Annotated in this window: 11 protein-coding genes and 2 pseudogenes; 10 read left to right on the top strand and 3 right to left on the bottom strand. The window is 60.4% G+C overall.

Going from position 1 to position 15,183, the window contains the following annotated elements; all coding sequences use genetic code 11:
* Positions 1 to 176: 176 nt before the first annotated feature.
* From HGP13_RS30965 to HGP13_RS30945, 5 genes are read left to right on the top strand one after another with little or no spacing between them, the layout of a single operon-like run.
* On the top strand, positions 177 to 1,151 hold the full coding sequence (locus HGP13_RS30965; protein ID WP_172233068.1) for a GntR family transcriptional regulator: 975 nt from the start codon (positions 177 to 179) through the stop codon (positions 1,149 to 1,151).
* Positions 1,148 to 1,849, top strand: a complete 702-nt coding sequence (locus tag HGP13_RS30960; protein WP_172233065.1) for a creatininase family protein — start codon at positions 1,148 to 1,150, stop codon at positions 1,847 to 1,849. The genes HGP13_RS30965 and HGP13_RS30960 overlap by 4 nt, the downstream gene beginning before the upstream one ends.
* On the top strand, positions 1,846 to 2,892 hold the full coding sequence (locus tag HGP13_RS30955) for a 2-dehydropantoate 2-reductase (protein WP_172233062.1): 1,047 nt from the start codon (positions 1,846 to 1,848) through the stop codon (positions 2,890 to 2,892). The genes HGP13_RS30960 and HGP13_RS30955 overlap by 4 nt, the downstream gene beginning before the upstream one ends.
* Positions 2,889 to 3,647 carry an SDR family NAD(P)-dependent oxidoreductase gene (locus HGP13_RS30950; RefSeq protein ID WP_172233059.1) on the top strand — a complete coding sequence of 253 codons (759 nt, stop codon included), beginning with the start codon at positions 2,889 to 2,891 and terminating at the stop codon, positions 3,645 to 3,647. Before HGP13_RS30955 ends, HGP13_RS30950 begins: the two co-directional genes overlap by 4 nt.
* Positions 3,644 to 5,029 carry a dipeptidase gene (locus HGP13_RS30945; RefSeq protein WP_172233056.1) on the top strand — a complete coding sequence of 462 codons (1,386 nt, stop codon included), beginning with the start codon at positions 3,644 to 3,646 and terminating at the stop codon, positions 5,027 to 5,029. The genes HGP13_RS30950 and HGP13_RS30945 overlap by 4 nt, the downstream gene beginning before the upstream one ends.
* Before the next feature lie 434 nt (positions 5,030 to 5,463).
* Here the strand turns inward: HGP13_RS30945 and HGP13_RS30940 are convergent, their stop codons facing one another.
* On the bottom strand, positions 5,464 to 6,402 hold the full coding sequence (locus HGP13_RS30940; protein WP_172233053.1) for a LysR family transcriptional regulator: 939 nt from the start codon (positions 6,400 to 6,402) through the stop codon (positions 5,464 to 5,466).
* A gap of 152 nt (positions 6,403 to 6,554) precedes the next feature.
* A complete protein-coding gene (locus tag HGP13_RS30935; protein WP_172233050.1) occupies positions 6,555 to 7,556 on the bottom strand; it encodes a class I SAM-dependent methyltransferase in 1,002 nt (333 codons plus the stop codon).
* A 433-nt stretch (positions 7,557 to 7,989) separates the two neighbouring features.
* Here HGP13_RS30935 and HGP13_RS30930 point away from each other — a divergent pair, with 433 nt between their 5' ends.
* The 5 genes and pseudogenes from HGP13_RS30930 to HGP13_RS30910 form a co-directional block, all read left to right on the top strand.
* The gene (locus HGP13_RS30930; RefSeq protein ID WP_246707481.1) at positions 7,990 to 8,724 is read left to right on the top strand and encodes an AraC family transcriptional regulator; all 735 of its coding nucleotides are present in this window, start codon (positions 7,990 to 7,992) and stop codon (positions 8,722 to 8,724) included.
* Between the two features lie 106 nt (positions 8,725 to 8,830).
* Positions 8,831 to 10,036, top strand: a complete 1,206-nt coding sequence (locus tag HGP13_RS30925) for an MFS transporter (protein WP_172233044.1) — start codon at positions 8,831 to 8,833, stop codon at positions 10,034 to 10,036.
* On the top strand, positions 10,008 to 11,438 hold the full coding sequence (locus HGP13_RS30920) for a hypothetical protein (RefSeq protein WP_172233041.1): 1,431 nt from the start codon (positions 10,008 to 10,010) through the stop codon (positions 11,436 to 11,438). Before HGP13_RS30925 ends, HGP13_RS30920 begins: the two co-directional genes overlap by 29 nt.
* A gap of 301 nt (positions 11,439 to 11,739) precedes the next feature.
* Complete coding sequence (locus HGP13_RS30915; RefSeq protein WP_172233038.1) at positions 11,740 to 13,530, top strand: adenylate/guanylate cyclase domain-containing protein; 1,791 nt, start codon at positions 11,740 to 11,742, stop codon at positions 13,528 to 13,530.
* Between the two features lie 184 nt (positions 13,531 to 13,714).
* Positions 13,715 to 14,436: pseudogene (locus HGP13_RS30910) on the top strand (IS630 family transposase); the annotation flags it as partial.
* A 19-nt stretch (positions 14,437 to 14,455) separates the two neighbouring features.
* Here the strand turns inward: HGP13_RS30910 and HGP13_RS30905 are convergent.
* Positions 14,456 to 14,872 (bottom strand): annotated as a pseudogene (locus HGP13_RS30905) (transposase); the annotation flags it as partial.
* Between the last annotated feature and the right edge of the window lie 311 nt (positions 14,873 to 15,183).

Genomic DNA, 15,183 nt, shown 5'->3' with positions numbered 1-15,183 from the left:
GTATCTCCAGAGGAATGTTAAAGTGTTCTTGTTGGCCATAACGTTTTCACGCAAGGCCTATCGTGTCAACGGGATTGTCCCAAGGAAAGCGGCACTCTGGCGCAACAACGCGCTTGTCACCCAAGAACGACCGGACTAAGCGTTATAGGTGGATGATACACTTGATTGGGACCTGAATGGAGTTCTCGGTTGATCGCGATCTGCCAGTTCCCCTGCGAACGCAGCTGCAGGGGCTGATCGAATACGGCATCGCCTGTGGCGAATTGGTGCCGGGAGAGTTGCTTCCCTCGGTCAGGGAACTGGCCGAGCGCGTCGGCGTGGCCCCGATGACGGTCAGCCAGGTCTATGGCGACCTCAAGGCTTCAGGCATGATCGAGACGCGTCCCGGGTCCGGCTCGTTCGTCACCGGCAGTGGGCGCGCGCGGCTCGCCGCCCGTCCGGAGGCGACGGAGTTGCACAGGCGGATCGATGCGCTGATTGATGCCGGAACAGCCGCTGGAATTCGGCCGGCCGAACTCGTCTCGCTGGTCAGCGCGCGCGCCTTCTATCGCGACAGCATAGGTGCCCGGACCAGGGTCGTCATGATCGGGCTGTTCGCCGACGCCACGGCCAGCTATTCGCGCTTCATCGCGGCGCGTCTGGGAAATGGCGTGACCGTCGAGCCGCTGACAATCTCGGCCATCGAACGGGATCCCGCCGCGCGCGCGCGTGCCAACTCGGCCGATCTCGCCGTCACCTTCGTCAATCGCCAGCGCGAGGTGATGTCGCTGGTCACCAACACCAAGGTGGTGTCAATTAGCTTCATCCCTTCGGAAGAAACGCGGAAGGCGCTGGCCGCGCTGGATTCGCTGGCGCGCGTGGCAGTCATATCCAGGTTTCCGGATTTCCTGCCGATCATGAAGGCTGGCGTTCAGCGCTTCGCCCCCCATGTCGAGCATCTGACCGGTGCCACGCTCGAAACGCCGGACCTGGAGGCACTGCTCGGCGGCTCAGATGTCGTGGTGTTCGCCAGCGGCGCCGAGGACGTCCTGGCGAAATTGCAGGCGGGCGTCATCGCGTTCGAATACCGGCACGCCCCAGACACCGCCGAGATCGAGCGTGTGCTGGTGCCCCTGATCAATGCAACGGACGAGGAGAGGAAGGCATCGTGAAGATTTCCGAATGCAACTGGCGGCAGGTCGAGCAGTATCTCGGCAAGGACGACCGCGCGGTTCTTCCGCTGGGCAGCACTGAACAACACGCGCAGCTGTCGTTGTCGGTCGATTCGATCCTGTCAGAGCGCGTCGCGACGGAAGCGGCCGAGCCGCTCGGCATTCCGGTATTTCCGGTCGTCGCCTATGGGCTGACGCCCTATTTCATGGCCTATCCCGGTTCGATCAGCCTGCGCACCGAAACCTATATACGCCTGGTCAGGGACATTCTGGATGGCATGCGTGCGCAGGGGTTCCGGCGCATTCTGATCGTCAACGGCCATGGCGGCAACCAGCCGGCAGGCGCCCTGGCGATCGAATGGATGGCCGACAATCCGGACACGACGATAAAGTTCCACAATTGGTGGGCCGCCCCCGCAACGATGGGCAAGGTGCTGGAGATCGATCCGGTCGCTTCGCACGCCTCCTGGATGGAGAATTTCCCCTGGACCCGGCTTGCCGGCGTGAAACCGCCAACGCAGCAGAAGCCGATGATCGACCTTGCCCGCATGCGGTTGATGTCGCCCAAGGCGGTTCGCGACTATCTCGGCGACGGCAATTTCGGCGGTTATTACGAGCGGCCCGACGAGGACATGCAGGCGATCTGGGACATCGCGGTCAAGGAGACGCGCGATCTGCTCGAAGGGCCATGGTCATGACGGAGACCGGACCGATCCTGATCTGGGGTGCCGGGGCGATCGGTGGCACGCTTGGCGCTGCCTTCATCCGCGCCGGCCATGCCGTCACTTTCGTCGACAGTGATGTCGGCCACGTCAAGGCGATAAACGCCGATGGCTTGCGCATCGCCGGGCCGATCCTTCAGGATGTGGTGAAGGCACCGGCCTTCCTTCCTTCCGCCGTCACCGGCCGTTTCGAGCGGATTTTCCTGTGCGTCAAGGCGCATCATACGCGCATTGCCGCAACCGCGCTGTTGCCTCATCTGGCAGATGGCGGCTGCGTGATCTCGGCGCAGAACGGGTTGAACGAACTCACCATCGCCGAAATCGTCGGCGACCAGCGCACGATCGGCTGTTTCGTCAATTTCGGTGCGGACTACCTGGAGCCGGGTGTCGTCCATTTCAGCGGCCATGGCGCGGTGGTGATCGGCGAACTCGACGGCAAGCGCACCCCGCGCATCGCAGCGCTTCACCGCCTGATGCAGGATTTCGAGCCGAAAGCGGTGCTCACCGACAACATCTGGGGCTATCTCTGGGGCAAGATGATCTACGGAGCGCTGCTCTTCGCCACGGCGCTGACCGATGATTCCATCGCCGACGTGTTTGCCGACAGGCGTTATCGCGCTGTCCTCTCAGCGGTGGGGCTGGAAGTCGGCGCCGTTGCCAAGGCGAATGGCGTCAGGGCAGAGGCATTCGACGGCTTCGACCCCGGCGCTTTCGCGCCCGGCTCATCCACCGCCGCCACCGACCGCTCCTTTGACGAGATGGTCGTGCACAACCGTCGGTCGGCGAAGTCGCACACCGGCATATGGCGCGACCTCGCCATCCGCAAGCGCAAGACGGAGGTCGATGCGCAGATTTTCCCGATCGTCGAGATCGGGCGAAAACTCGGTATCGCGACGCCGTTGACGGCGCGCACCGTCGAGATGATCCACGAGATCGAGGACGGTAAGCGGCGGCTCGTTCTGAGCAATCTCGATGAATTGGCCAAAGTCATGCCGAGCACTCCGGCAAGCGCCCAATGAACATAAGCTTCGACAAGCGAACCGTCATCGTCACCGGCGCGGCGCATGGCTTTGGCCGTGCGATCGCCAAAGCGTTCGCCGAACGCGGCGCGGCGGTTCATATCCTGGACGTCAACGACGCCGGCCTTGCCGAAACGCATCAACTCTGTGGCGAAAACTGCCGCTCGCATGTCGTCGATGTCGGCGATCGCGACGCTGTACAGGCGGCCGTAGGCACGATCGAAGCCGGTGCTGGCGCGGTCGACATCCTCGTCAACAACGCCGGCGGCGTGCGCGGGCAGGTCGGCAGACCGCTGGAGGACATCTCGCAGGCCGATTGGCAAACCATTTTCGACGTCAATCTCTCCGGAGCCTTCTTCATGACGCAGGCCGTGGCGCCCGGCATGAAAAGGCGCAGCTATGGGCGCGTCATCAACATCTCCAGCGGCGCCGGGCTCGGCATCAGCCTCACCGGCATCCAGGCCTATGCCAGCGCCAAGGCTGGTCAGATCGGCCTGACACGCCAACTCGCGCATGAACTCGGACCGTGGAACATCACAGTCAACAACGTCGCGCCGGGTTTCGTGCGTTCCAACCCGACCACCGAGCGGCAATGGCAAGCAATGGGCGAGGAGGGTCAGCAAAAGCTCCTCCAGAACATCGCGATGAAGCGGCTTGGCTCACCCGACGACATCGCCGCGATGGTGATGTTCTTCGCTTCCGATTTCGCCGGCTGGGTCAGCGGCCAGGTGATCAGCGTGGATGGCGGCAAGTGAGCGCCGTCGAGGCCTATCTCGTCGCCCACGCCGACGAAGCCCTGGAAGACTTGAAGGCATTCTGCCGCATTCCGAGCGTCAGCACCGATCCGGCCTATCGCGACGGAATTCGCCAGGCGGCAAGCTTCGTCGCGCAACGGATGAAGCAGGCCGGCTTCCCGACCGTGGAGATCGTCGAGACGGATGGCCATCCCGCCGTGTTCGCTGAGATTATCAGTGACGCCGCAGCGCCGACCATCCTCGTCTATGGCCACTATGATGTGCAGCCGCCGGATCCGGTCGAGAAATGGACGACGCCGCCGTTCGAGCCGACGATCCGCGACAACAGGCTCTATGGGCGCGGCGTTTCGGACGACAAGGGTCCGATGTTGATCCCGATCCTGGTCGTCGAGGCATTCCTGAAGACCGCCGGTCGCCTGCCGCTCAACATCAAGATGCTGGTCGAAGGCGAGGAGGAATCCGGCAGCCCGCATTTTTCGCCGCTCGTCGAAAAAATGCGCCAGCGCCTGGCCTGCGATCTTGTTGTCTCCGCAGATGGCGCCATGTGGCGCGCGGACCGGCCGTCTATGACGGTGGCCAGCCGCGGTATGGTCGCGCTCGACGTGGTGGTGACGGGCGCGGCGAAGGATCTTCATTCCGGCCGCCATGGCGGCAGTGCGCCAAATCCCATCCGCGCGCTCGCAGCAATGCTGGCCAGCCTGCACGACAGCGACGGCGCCGTTACCGTGCCGGGCTTCATGGACGACGTCACGCCGCCCGATCCGGCCATTCTTGAAGCGATCGATGCCGCCAGCTTCGATACCGCCGCCTACCTCGCCGGGATTGGCGCTCGGGCGCCTGATCCACAGCCCTCCGGCCACGACCTTCTGGTTCGTCAATGGCTGGGGCCGACACTTGAATTCAACGGCATATTCGGCGGCTATTCGGGACCGGGCACCAAGACGGTCATTCCTTCGTCGGCGGGCGCCAAGATCACGTGCCGCCTCGTCGCCGGGCAGGAGCCAGGCAAGGTTGCCGAAGCGATCCGTAGCCACCTCGAGACACGCTTGCCGACCGGCTATTCGCTTGACGTCAAGCGTCACGGCCCCGGCACCAAGGCGTTCTCGATCGATCCCTGCCTGCCCGCGCTTGCCATAGCTGAAACGCTGCTCGGCGAGATGATGGGCGCGAAATCGCTGCGGGTTGCGATGGGCGCGACGATCCCGATCGGCAGCGTCTTCAAGGAGCATCTCGGCGTCGGCACGATCTTCTTCTCGTTCTCGACCTCCGACGAGGACTACCATGCGCCGAACGAATTCTTCCGGCTGGAGAATTTCAAAATCGGCCAGATCGCCTGGGCCCGGCTGTTCCAGCGCCTGGGCTTATCGATGGGCAGAAAGTAACCGGGCTCCGTGCATGGCACTGCCTTTCGTGGAGGCAAACCGGGCAGTCAAACTTTCGCCAGGAGGCCAAACGCGGAAGCGCCCCGGGGCTCGAAGTCACTGATGTGCAAGCTGTGCAATCGGCAGGGAATATCGACGGCCGAACTCATGGGCGCCATGCTGACGGCGCGCGCCACGCTGTGGAAAGTATTGCCGGCTGCACGATCTCGTCGTGAAGATCGTCGCGCGCAGTCATGCTGGCGCTTCATGGCCTCTTTTAGCGCGGCCAGAAGGATCGATCTTGTCGAGCCCAGGATGCGGCCGGCTGCGGGAACCGCTTCAGGGCGAATGTCACTCCAGCGCCTGCTCTTCGAGGTCCGATGCCCAAAGCGGATAATCCGCTTGCGGCCCGAAGTGGTCGTCGCAGGGATTGATGAGGGTTAGGGAGCTGAGATCTAGCCTCGAGGTTGCTCGTTTCCCGTAGTGACGGAGATAGGCTCGCTTGAACCTGCGGATACCATGTTTCTAGCAGTCCCAACCAGCCGCAACAGCGCGCGCTTTGGGTTCGATTCCAGCCACAGTGCCTTGATCGTACTGATGCTGTTCTGCCCCTCGACAGGTTTCCACACCATGGCATCGATGGCGATTGTCCTGGCAAAGCCTTCGCCCGCCAGGGTCACGCCTTGACCGAGTTGCACCTTGAGGATGACCGTCGCTTCGCTCGCGCGACAAATTTGGACAGCCGGTCCACCATTCGCAGCGATATGCTTCAGCAAGTCCAGGTCCTGCGGCGATCCGATTGAGACCAGAAGACAACTCCCGGCAAGGTCTGTCCATGTGACCGCAGGCCTTTCGGCCAATGGATGCCGTTCAGCAAGGAGAACGAACAAGCGTTCGTGCGCGAATATTTCGCTCTGGCACAAGGCGGAGTTCTCAGGTTCGTGGGTGAAGATAATGTCGAGGCGCCGGCGGCGTATTGCCGCCAGGCACCGTTCGTGTGGGACATCCTCAATGACCACGCTCACGTCCGGATGTAGACTGCCGAAACGATTGATGAGGCGAGCGACGAAAGCGCGCCCCGCCTGGCCGCATAATCCAATCCTGACTGTTTTGGAGTCATGCTGGCCCCGACCACCTGCGGCCAGAGCATCATGCAAAGCTTCATAGTGAGCCCGGACGAGGTCAATCCAGGCCCTGCCTGCTTCGGTCAGCCGAACGCCATGGACGTCGCGATCAAACAACTGCATGTCCAGCAACTGCTCCATCGCAACGATGTTGCGGCTGACACAGGATTCCCTCACTCTGAGAACTCTTGCCGCCTGCCTGAGGCTGCCATGGTCGACAGCTGCGAACACATGATCCAAACGGCGCAACGTGTTGTTGATCTGTCTCAAGGCTCAAGAGCCTTGAGGATGTCGTTGCGGATGGCGCGAAGCAGCCGGGCCGCCGCGAACGCCGCTCTTGTCGGCAATGTTCGTCAGCGTCGAAAAGGCTTGGGCCACGGCACATCGGCCAAGGAGAGTTTCCGGGTCGCTGGGATCGCATTTCATGATCGTTCCTGGGCGGCGGCGATGCCAACCGGCAGGGTCGGATACGGGCTGGTTTCGTAGACGTATTCGTGCGGAATGGCCGGAGTGGCCATCTGGGAAAGGTATCGGTTCAGGTTTTCTTCGCTATTGCTCGCCGCGAGGCTGCAGAAATTTCCGCTGTTCCACGTCAGGGAGCAGTAGCTGAAATGCGCGCGTATGGCGTCGCACATCTGCGCCAAAGTCACCTCATTGCCGAACATCGTATTCAAAACGAGGTTCTGTTTTTTCTCGATTTCGTCTGGCGGAAAATAGCGCGCCTTGAAGCCGAAATCCTTCTGGTATTCGCGACGCCGGTAGTCGCTCTCCTCGGCTGCCCGGAACTTCTCGACGAAGACGAAGATACCGTCCTGCTTGAGGTGCTGGGTCACGAACTCGATCTGGCTTGCTCTGTTGGGCGAGTACATCTGAAAGGTTGTATCTTCGAGGATTATATCGAACCCGTGCGCGAAATTTGCCAGTCGCGGATCCGAGCTCAGGACCTCCCTGGTCAACTTATGGAAGGGGCCAATGAAGAAGTCTGCGTGCGGCGGTAGGCCATAGGCCATGAAGCTTGTGTAATTCTCCGCGTTAGGACTGCACGACAGCGTGCGTATCTGTCCCTCGGACAGCTCGGACAACGTTCTCGCCATCGTGCCTTCCGCCGTTCCAAGGCTGTATAGCGCAAGCGGAGCGCCACTGTGGCGTGCGTATTTCAGAACTGCGTAGGACATCCGGCACTCCTCTTCCAATCTGTAGGGAATGCTGCCGTGATAGTGCTGGTCAAAAAAGCCTTGGCGGGTCGCGTGCAGAGCAACCAGATCGCGTAGGAGTTCATCGCTCGGCAGAAGGCGGATGTCGGCTGTGGGCTTGCGGATCGGCATTCCGCTCTTGCCAGCGGCGGTCGCCGCGAAAAAGCCGGTGAGGCCGTTGATCCGTGGGCCGTGGTCGCACTCAGCCAGGAAGTCGTCGAGTCCACGCATCGCAGTATGCCTCCAACACCGTTCCATTGGTGAGATGCCGCTACGTCGATGGGGGAAATTCCACAAAGATAAGTGTGGTCTAATATTTCACCGGGCTGAAGTATTGGCTGAGCCAACTGGTAGGCCTGCCTTGTATAGACGGCTTTCGCGCGATTGCCGTTTTTTCGCTAAAGTCACATTTTCTACCAATCCTGAGTTATTTGGCAATTTTACCGCAACCCAGAGTGGGCAAATGAGCACGACAGCTGGCTAGGTTACAATCAGGAGGCCTTTTCGCTTCGTGCATACTTTCCACGTCGACCCAAGCAAGACTCGCCCATCACAGCACCAGACGCTTGCTCACCAGTATGAGGGTTGGGGGCAAGTTCGGGCGGATCTTGTCAAAAGGACTGGCCTGGAGCGCCAGGAAACAAGAATAGCCTTTCCAGGCCCTGTGTTCTTGTTGAACCTGAAGGGTGTGGCGCGCAACGGAGAGGACTTCGTCAATGGGCGCAGAATCTCATTCTCGCAGCGGCGCGCTGGCTCGATCATCTTCATTCCAGGTGGGAACAGTTGGACCGGGTGGGATGAAGGTGACGCTACCGCCTCCTACCTGCTCGTCTCAATTGAACAGAGGTTCGCTGACGAGGTGTATGGAGGAATGGCAGGCGGTCGCCAGGCAGACCTGCCGCCTTCGATTGGATTCCGAGACGGCACTGTTGAGATGGCGTTGCAGAGGATTGCATTGGAGCTCAAGCAGCCTGACCCAATCAGCGCAACGATGGTGGAGAGTCAGGCCACTCAATTGCTCGTGCAAATGTTCAGGTTGAACGGCGTCCATCAGGAACCGGTGAAAGGAGGTTTGTCATCGTTCGATCTCAAGCGCGCGGTGGGAATGATCGAGGCGCTGTCGGACGGCAGACCGACGCTCGCCGATTTGGCAAAAGAGGTTGGGGTTAGCCGGTTCCATTTCTGGCGGGCCTTCAAGCAGTCGACAGGCATGACGCCTCATGCATTCATTGCGCAGCGCCGGCTGGAGCAATCCGCGGACATGCTGCGATCGACCAATTTGTCGGCGACGGAAATCGCGATGGAATGTGGTTTCGGCAGTTCGAGCCATTTCACGACCGCCTTTAAGCGGGCCTTCGGCACGTGCCCCACGGAATTTCGTCGTAAGTGTCGAATCTAGGCTCCGCGTGTCGGTTCTCAGCAAGTATCTGATAATCCCAACATCACAGTAAAGCAGGCTTGGCGGAAGAAGGTATCCATCGGCGGTCAGCCCGGATACGTCGCTCATGTCAAACCTGGTTCGAATTAATCAAGGCAACGGACGGGCCGACCGGTCCAATTCCTGCCTCGGATTCCTGGCCAGCACGCTAGCGGCGGCTGTTGCCCGAAATGGCTACTACATCGCATCCGCCTGGATTCTCGTCGAGCGAGGGTGCGGAACTGCCGGCGTGGCGACGTTCCTTGCGATCGCAAGCATTGTCGAATTCATCGCGAGCCCTGTGGCTGGCGTAGCGGCGGATCGATTTGACAGGCGACGCTTGAACGTAGCGGCAGACCTCAGCCGCTTCGTCGTTATGCTGGCTACCGCTTGCGCGCTCCTCTACATGGACGCTTTTCCAATTATCTGCCTGTCTGCTGCCCTCTTTTCGTTTTGCGACCGTGTCGCGCTTACGAGCTCTCAATCAATGATCCCGGTGATAGCTGACGGCCGCGATCTTGTAGCCTCGAATTCCGCCGTCTTCTTCGTCATGCAGTTCGGCAATCTCGGCGCAGCTCTGCTTGCAGGGCCTTTGCTGCATGAGCGATCACCAGCCCTGCCATTCACCGTTCTTGCTGCCTTCTTCCTGCTTTCAGCGGGCTGCCTTGCCTTTATGCGGCTGGAACCGGTTTCGCTCGATGTCCGCATCGCTAAAATCTCTGCAGCCCAAATCGATCCAAGCCTGCGTCGTCTCATGGTCGTCTACGCGCTTCTCTACGCAAGCGCGGTGCTTGTCAGTGTCATGGGATCGGGTTTCGTCTTCCTGGAGCAGAAGGGTACTGCCGTGGATTTCGGCTACCTCGAGGCCGCATGGTCGGCGGGCTCACTGATCGGCGCCGTCTCTCTAATCCGAATTGAAAGAGCGATAAGTACCGATGTGCGGCATCTCATGCTTTTGGGCCTGACGGCATTTGTACTCATGGCGCTGACTTCTCTACGCTCGCCCTGGACAATAATTCTTTTTGCCGCGCTCGGATTTTTATACAATCTTGGACGCGTCAGCGTCGAAGTCACATTGCAGTCGCGTGTGTCCGTTTATCTGTTGGGCCGGGCAAAAGGTATTATGCCCAGTGTGGCCGGGGTGTTCGGATTGCTCGTCTTCGGCATTGCTGCTGCTGTAGGAGATCGAGCATTTCCTTCGACGATTTTCTTCAGCTTCGGAGTGGTGCTCCTCATCAGTATTTCATGTTTGAGCGTCGGTGTCGGTGAGACGCAAGAAAAAGGTGCACCGTGAGGTGGAAGAGCTAACAGCAGGTGCAGATGCGAAACAGGCAGTCCTGGGGTCGCTGACGGCACTCTACCCCTGGATGAGTCCATATCATTCCCGACCGATACGCGACTACGCGTTTCGCCTGTTCGAGGCGCCAGCTTCCAGGTCCGTGCCAGAAATCCGGTTTCGAGCCTTCACCAAACTGCTCGACATCATCAGGAAGGCAGCGACACGAAACGGCCTATCGACGGATGCCGCTTCGGAAATCTGCAGGGATTTTGAAAGGCGCCGCGTGTTGCAGACAGGCCCTCATTTGCTTCTCCTCATGGAGCCGGAAGCCTTTTACACGCATATCTTCAGCCTTCTTGGTCTCTCGGCGCATGGCTGTTCGACCTATGTTTCCTATGCCGTTTCGACGGTGAACCTTGTTGAAAAGGCACGCAAAGGGCCAGGCTGGCTCACTGTCGACGGCAAGCCGATCAATGTCTTTGGCCTCAGCCGAAGCCGGATGATCGGATACAGCCTGCTAGCCGGGCCGGAGTCCTATAGGTTCGAGTTGTTACCGACGGAGCCAAACACTGAGGGAGAAACGCTCACGTTGCTTCGTAGCCTTCTGCCGAAGACGCAATTCGAGCGGCCCGCGCATGCCATCAAGGCAGCCAATCTCATCCTTTGGCCAAAAATGTTCGGCGGCCGTTTTGCCTTCCTTCAGATCGACGATGAGGATATTGCCGACCTCGTGGCGGACCACCTGTCGGACGCCGATTCCTGGTTACGCATGAGATTGCTGGACGACCCAACGTTCGCTTCGAATATCCTTGCCGGCCTCGACGCGCTCGCGTCCGGCCCCTGGAGTGGCTGGCTCCCGCGCGGTACCGATTTCTTCTGGCTCTATGAAAATGGCAAACGGCTACCGCTCCGTCTGGTCGCCGGAGAACTCATCAGTCCTGCGACCGGAATGAAGGTGGCGTGCTTCACAGCCTCCGACATCCTCGAGCGGCTGGCAAACCGCAGCCTTATCCCAAATCTCCTGCTGACGTTTCTGGCTTTGTCGATCCTGCCCGGCGTGCGCGCGCTTGGAGGCAGCTATCAGCCGATCTACTACCCCCTGATGCGCTATGTCGTCTGCCAGGCGCTCGAGGCCGCAGGCGTGGATGAAGATCTTCGGCAGGCTCTCGCAACCGACGACGTATCGGGTGCTTGGGGACATCGGGTAATTGAGTATGATGATGATCCGCTCGAGCTATTCCTAAATGGCACGAACGGCGCGATGAGCGATCTTATCGACCGTTTGGGCGACATTTCCTTCGCCGAGGCATGTGGAGCGATGAAAGGCTTCGTGACGGACCCGTCATGGCATGAGCTTCACAGCCGGTTGCGGAACGGGCTGGTCACGCCGGCCGATGAGGAATGGGCTCTCTCCTGAATGCTTATGCGGTCTAGCAGCTGGCATGTGTGCGCCGGAATGCGGGTGGCTGCTTTGCGCCGCGTGTCGGCCCTAGAGATTTGCTTAGCCGCTGCCTGAAAGCAAACGCGGCTAGCGACAGGCTGGACGTCTTGATTGCGCCAGGGCTGGCGCTTCGCCGATCTGTCTCGAACGACTTGGGTCGATCCTATGCGGACCATCCGACCAATGGCTCGGGGCTATCTTCCCTGTGCTTAACGGCTCTATGTTGAGAAGGACGGCACTGATCTGGCTGCAGTAGGCTGGATAGAGGGAGCATGACGTGAGTGAGACCCGGAAAATAGCAGCGATCCTGGTCTCGGATGTGGTCGGCTACAGCCGGCTCGCCGGCGCGGACGAGGATCGCATCCTGGCGCGGCTGCGGGCGCTGCGCAGCGATCTGATCGATCCAACGATCGCCGTGCATCATGGTCGCGTGGTCAAGCGCACCGGGGATGGAGCCCTCGTCGAGTTCCGCAGCGTCGTGGACGCCGTGCGTTGCGCCATCGAGGTGCAGAATGGCATGGTCGAGCGCAATGCCGGGCTGCCGCCCGACCGCCGCATCGACTTTCGCATCGGCATCCATCTGGGCGATGTCGTGGAGGAGCGCGACGGCGATCTGATGGGCGACGGCGTCAATATCGCCGCGCGGCTAGAAGGCATTTGCGAGCCCGGCAGCATCTGTCTCTCCGAGCAAGCGTACTGGCAGGTTAAGGCAAGGCTCGATCTTGCAATCAACGATCGCGGCGCGGTGCAACTCAAGAACATCGCCGATCCGGTCCGAGTTTATTCGCTGCAAGTCGGAGTCCCCGCTCAGGCAAAGCCCGCGGCACCCGCGGAGCCCGCCGTGCCGGAGAAGCCTTCGCCACAGCTCGCGCTGTCCGACAAGCCTTCGATCGCCGTGTTGGCGTTCCAGAACATGAGCGGCGATCCTGAGCAGGAATATTTCGCCGACGGGATAACCGAGGATGTGATCACCGACCTTTCTAAGGTCAGCGGCCTGCTGGTGATCGCGCGAAATTCGAGCTTCACCTATAAGGGCAAGGCTGTCGACGTGCGGCAAGTGGCCCGTGAGCTCGGTGTCCGCTCGGTGCTCGAAGGGAGCATCCGCCGCGCCGGCAACCGTGTAAGAATTACCGCTCAGCTGATCGATGCGGAAACCGGCGGACACCTTTGGGCCGACCGCTTCGATCGCGAACTGAGCGACGTCTTCGCGGTCCAGGACGAGGTCACCCGGCGGATCGTTGACGCGTTGATGATCAAACTGAGCCCTAGCGAAGCCGCGATGCTTGGTGCTGTCAAAACGACCAGTAGCAAGGCACACGACTTTTTCCTGCTCGGGCGCGAGGCGCTGTGGGGGACCATCAGGAACCGTGACGTGTTCGAGCGCTCGACCGACCTGTTCGCGCAAGCGATCGCCCAGGATTCAAGCTATGGCGAACCCTATGCCGGCCTCGCAATGGCCGAGGTGCTCAACTGGCAGTTCCATTGGACGGACGGCTGGAGCGAGTCGCTTGAAAAGGCCGAGCGCCATGTCGGCTTGGCGTTGCAGAAGAGTCCGCAGGTTGCCTTCGTGCACTACGTCGCCTCGGTCTTCTACTTGTGGAAAAAGGATCTCGCCAGATCCGCGGCTGAGGCGGACGCGGCGCTGAATCTCAATCCGAACTACGCTCAGGCGCACAACTCGCGCGGCATCATCAACATCTATGGCGGCCAGCCCCTCGCGGCTATTCCCCATATCGAACAAGCCATCCGGCTCGATCCCGCGTTGAAGCAGCTATACATCCACTTTCTCGGCTCTGCCTATCTTGTCGCCGGCAAATTCGAAGCTGCCTCGGCGCTGTTCAGGGAGCGTATACAGCTCGCCCCGAAGACTGACCTCTCCCGCGCCTTTCTTGCTGTCGCGCTCGGCCATTTGGGCGAGGCCGAGGAAGCCGGCCGGGTCTGGCGCGAACTGATGGAGATCAATCCGAAATACTCCTTTGCCGAGCATGTTGGACGGCTCCCCTTCCGCGATCAGGCCGACATAGACCATCTGTTCGATGGCCTCAGCAAGGTTGGCCTCCCGGCTTAAATGCAAATTAGCATCGAGCTGTCTGTCTTGCTGAAAGACATTGTCTCGCGCCTCCTTCCCGAGTTTAAAAACACATGGGGCGTTCGCGTAAAGGGAGTCATACCAACGGTCTTGGCTGCTGACTCTTTTGTGATTTTGGCCGATTTGCGCGCCGTGATTCCCTATTGCCGAAGGAGATTCGGCGATGGGATCAGCGGTGAAGTTGCGGACGAACTTTTCGGCGGGGGAGCTTCGCCGTCTTGCCCGGAACTCAAAGGATGTGCGCCAGAGCAGCCGGCTGTTGTCGATCGCAGCGGTTCTGGACGGCATGAGCCGGGCCGATGCGGCCCGGATCGGCGGGATGGATCGCCAGACGCTACGCGACTGGGTGCATCGGTTCAACACGGCCGGCCCCGATGGTCTTGTGGACCAATGGGCGCCGGGACCAGCGTCCCGGCTGTCGCATGAGCAGCAGGCCGAACTGGCCGCGCTTGTGGAGAAGGGCCCGGATCGTGCCGTCGATGGCGTCGTTCGCTGGCGGCGGATCGACCTGAAGAAAGCCATCAAGGACCGCTTCGGCATTGATTATGACGCGCGCTATGTCGGGAAGCTGCTGCACAAGCTCGGCTTCTCCCACATGAGTGTGCGACCGCGTCATCCGGCGCAGGATGCCCATATCATCGAGGAATTCAAAAAAACTGGCCTCGCACGCTGAAGGCGCATCTTTGCGACTTGCCGCCGCGCACGAAGGTGGAGATCTGGTTCCAGGACGAAGCAAGGATCGGCCAGAAGAACGGGATTGTACGGCAGTGGGCCAGACGCGGCACGCGGCCGCGACAGCCGGCCGACCAGCGCTACAAGAGCGCCTACCTGTTCGGCGCCATCTGCCCAGCACGTGGTACCGGGGCGGCTCTCGCACTGCCGTTTGCCGATATAATACCAAGAGTCATGGGGTTTGACCGACATGGGCCCATTGGCGCATCCCGATTGATGTGATGGTCTCGGAATCTGCGAGGAGTTTCTGCCAGGCGTCGCAGGCCGCATCGATGATATCGTCATAGCTGTCGAAGACACGGTTGGAGAGCCAGTTCTGGCGCATATACTGCCAGACGTTCTCGACCGGGTTCAGCTCCGGCGCGCGCGACGGCAGGAAGATCGGGGTGATGTTGTCCGGTATGCTGAGGTTTGCGGTGGTGTGCCATCCGGCGCGATCCATGACGAGTACGGCATGGGCGCCCTTTTCGACATGGCGGCTGATCTCGTTGATATGGAGTTGCATGGCCTCGGTATAAGACCGTCCTGGCACAAGGCCGAGTGCCAGTGCGGGTCGCCTCGGCCGCTTTCCATTCGAAGCCCGGATTACGGCAAACGTGATCGGCTAGATGTTGGGTCCCTTGGTTTTATGGGGTGGGCCGAGCTTGAATCGTTTGAGGCTCGTTTGTCTAAATTTTGCAAATGTATTCAAAGGGTGTGAGGTTCTTGAGGTCTCCAGCCTGTGACGAAATTGTAGGCTGAGCACGGAATGCTTGAGACTTGAGCCATTGTCAGTGTTGATCGGTGACGAGCGGCAGCTGTCCGCCAGAGTGCCCCTGATACGGCCAAGACGTATGTCCATCGGCGTCAGATACCGACGATGCCCACGCTCCGCTGCCTGAAGACGACCCTCTGGAAGAG

The sequence above is a fragment of the Mesorhizobium sp. NZP2077 genome, assembly GCF_013170805.1.
Taxonomy (GTDB): Bacteria; Pseudomonadota; Alphaproteobacteria; order Rhizobiales; family Rhizobiaceae; genus Mesorhizobium.
Note: the sequence above shows the minus strand (reverse complement) of the source record. Positions and strands in the feature narration are given on the sequence as shown.

Excerpts from the sequence above, each read along its gene's own strand:
- HGP13_RS30965 (WP_172233068.1), top strand. The coding sequence starts at position 177 with ATGGAGTTCTCGGTTGATCGCGATCTGCCAGTTCCCCTGCGAACGCAG.
- HGP13_RS30955 (WP_172233062.1), top strand. The coding sequence starts at position 1,846 with ATGACGGAGACCGGACCGATCCTGATCTGGGGTGCCGGGGCGATCGGT.
- HGP13_RS30950 (WP_172233059.1), top strand. The coding sequence starts at position 2,889 with ATGAACATAAGCTTCGACAAGCGAACCGTCATCGTCACCGGCGCGGCG.
- HGP13_RS30935 (WP_172233050.1), bottom strand. The coding sequence starts at position 7,556 with ATGCGTGGACTCGACGACTTCCTGGCTGAGTGCGACCACGGCCCACGG.
- HGP13_RS30925 (WP_172233044.1), top strand. The coding sequence starts at position 8,831 with ATGTCAAACCTGGTTCGAATTAATCAAGGCAACGGACGGGCCGACCGG.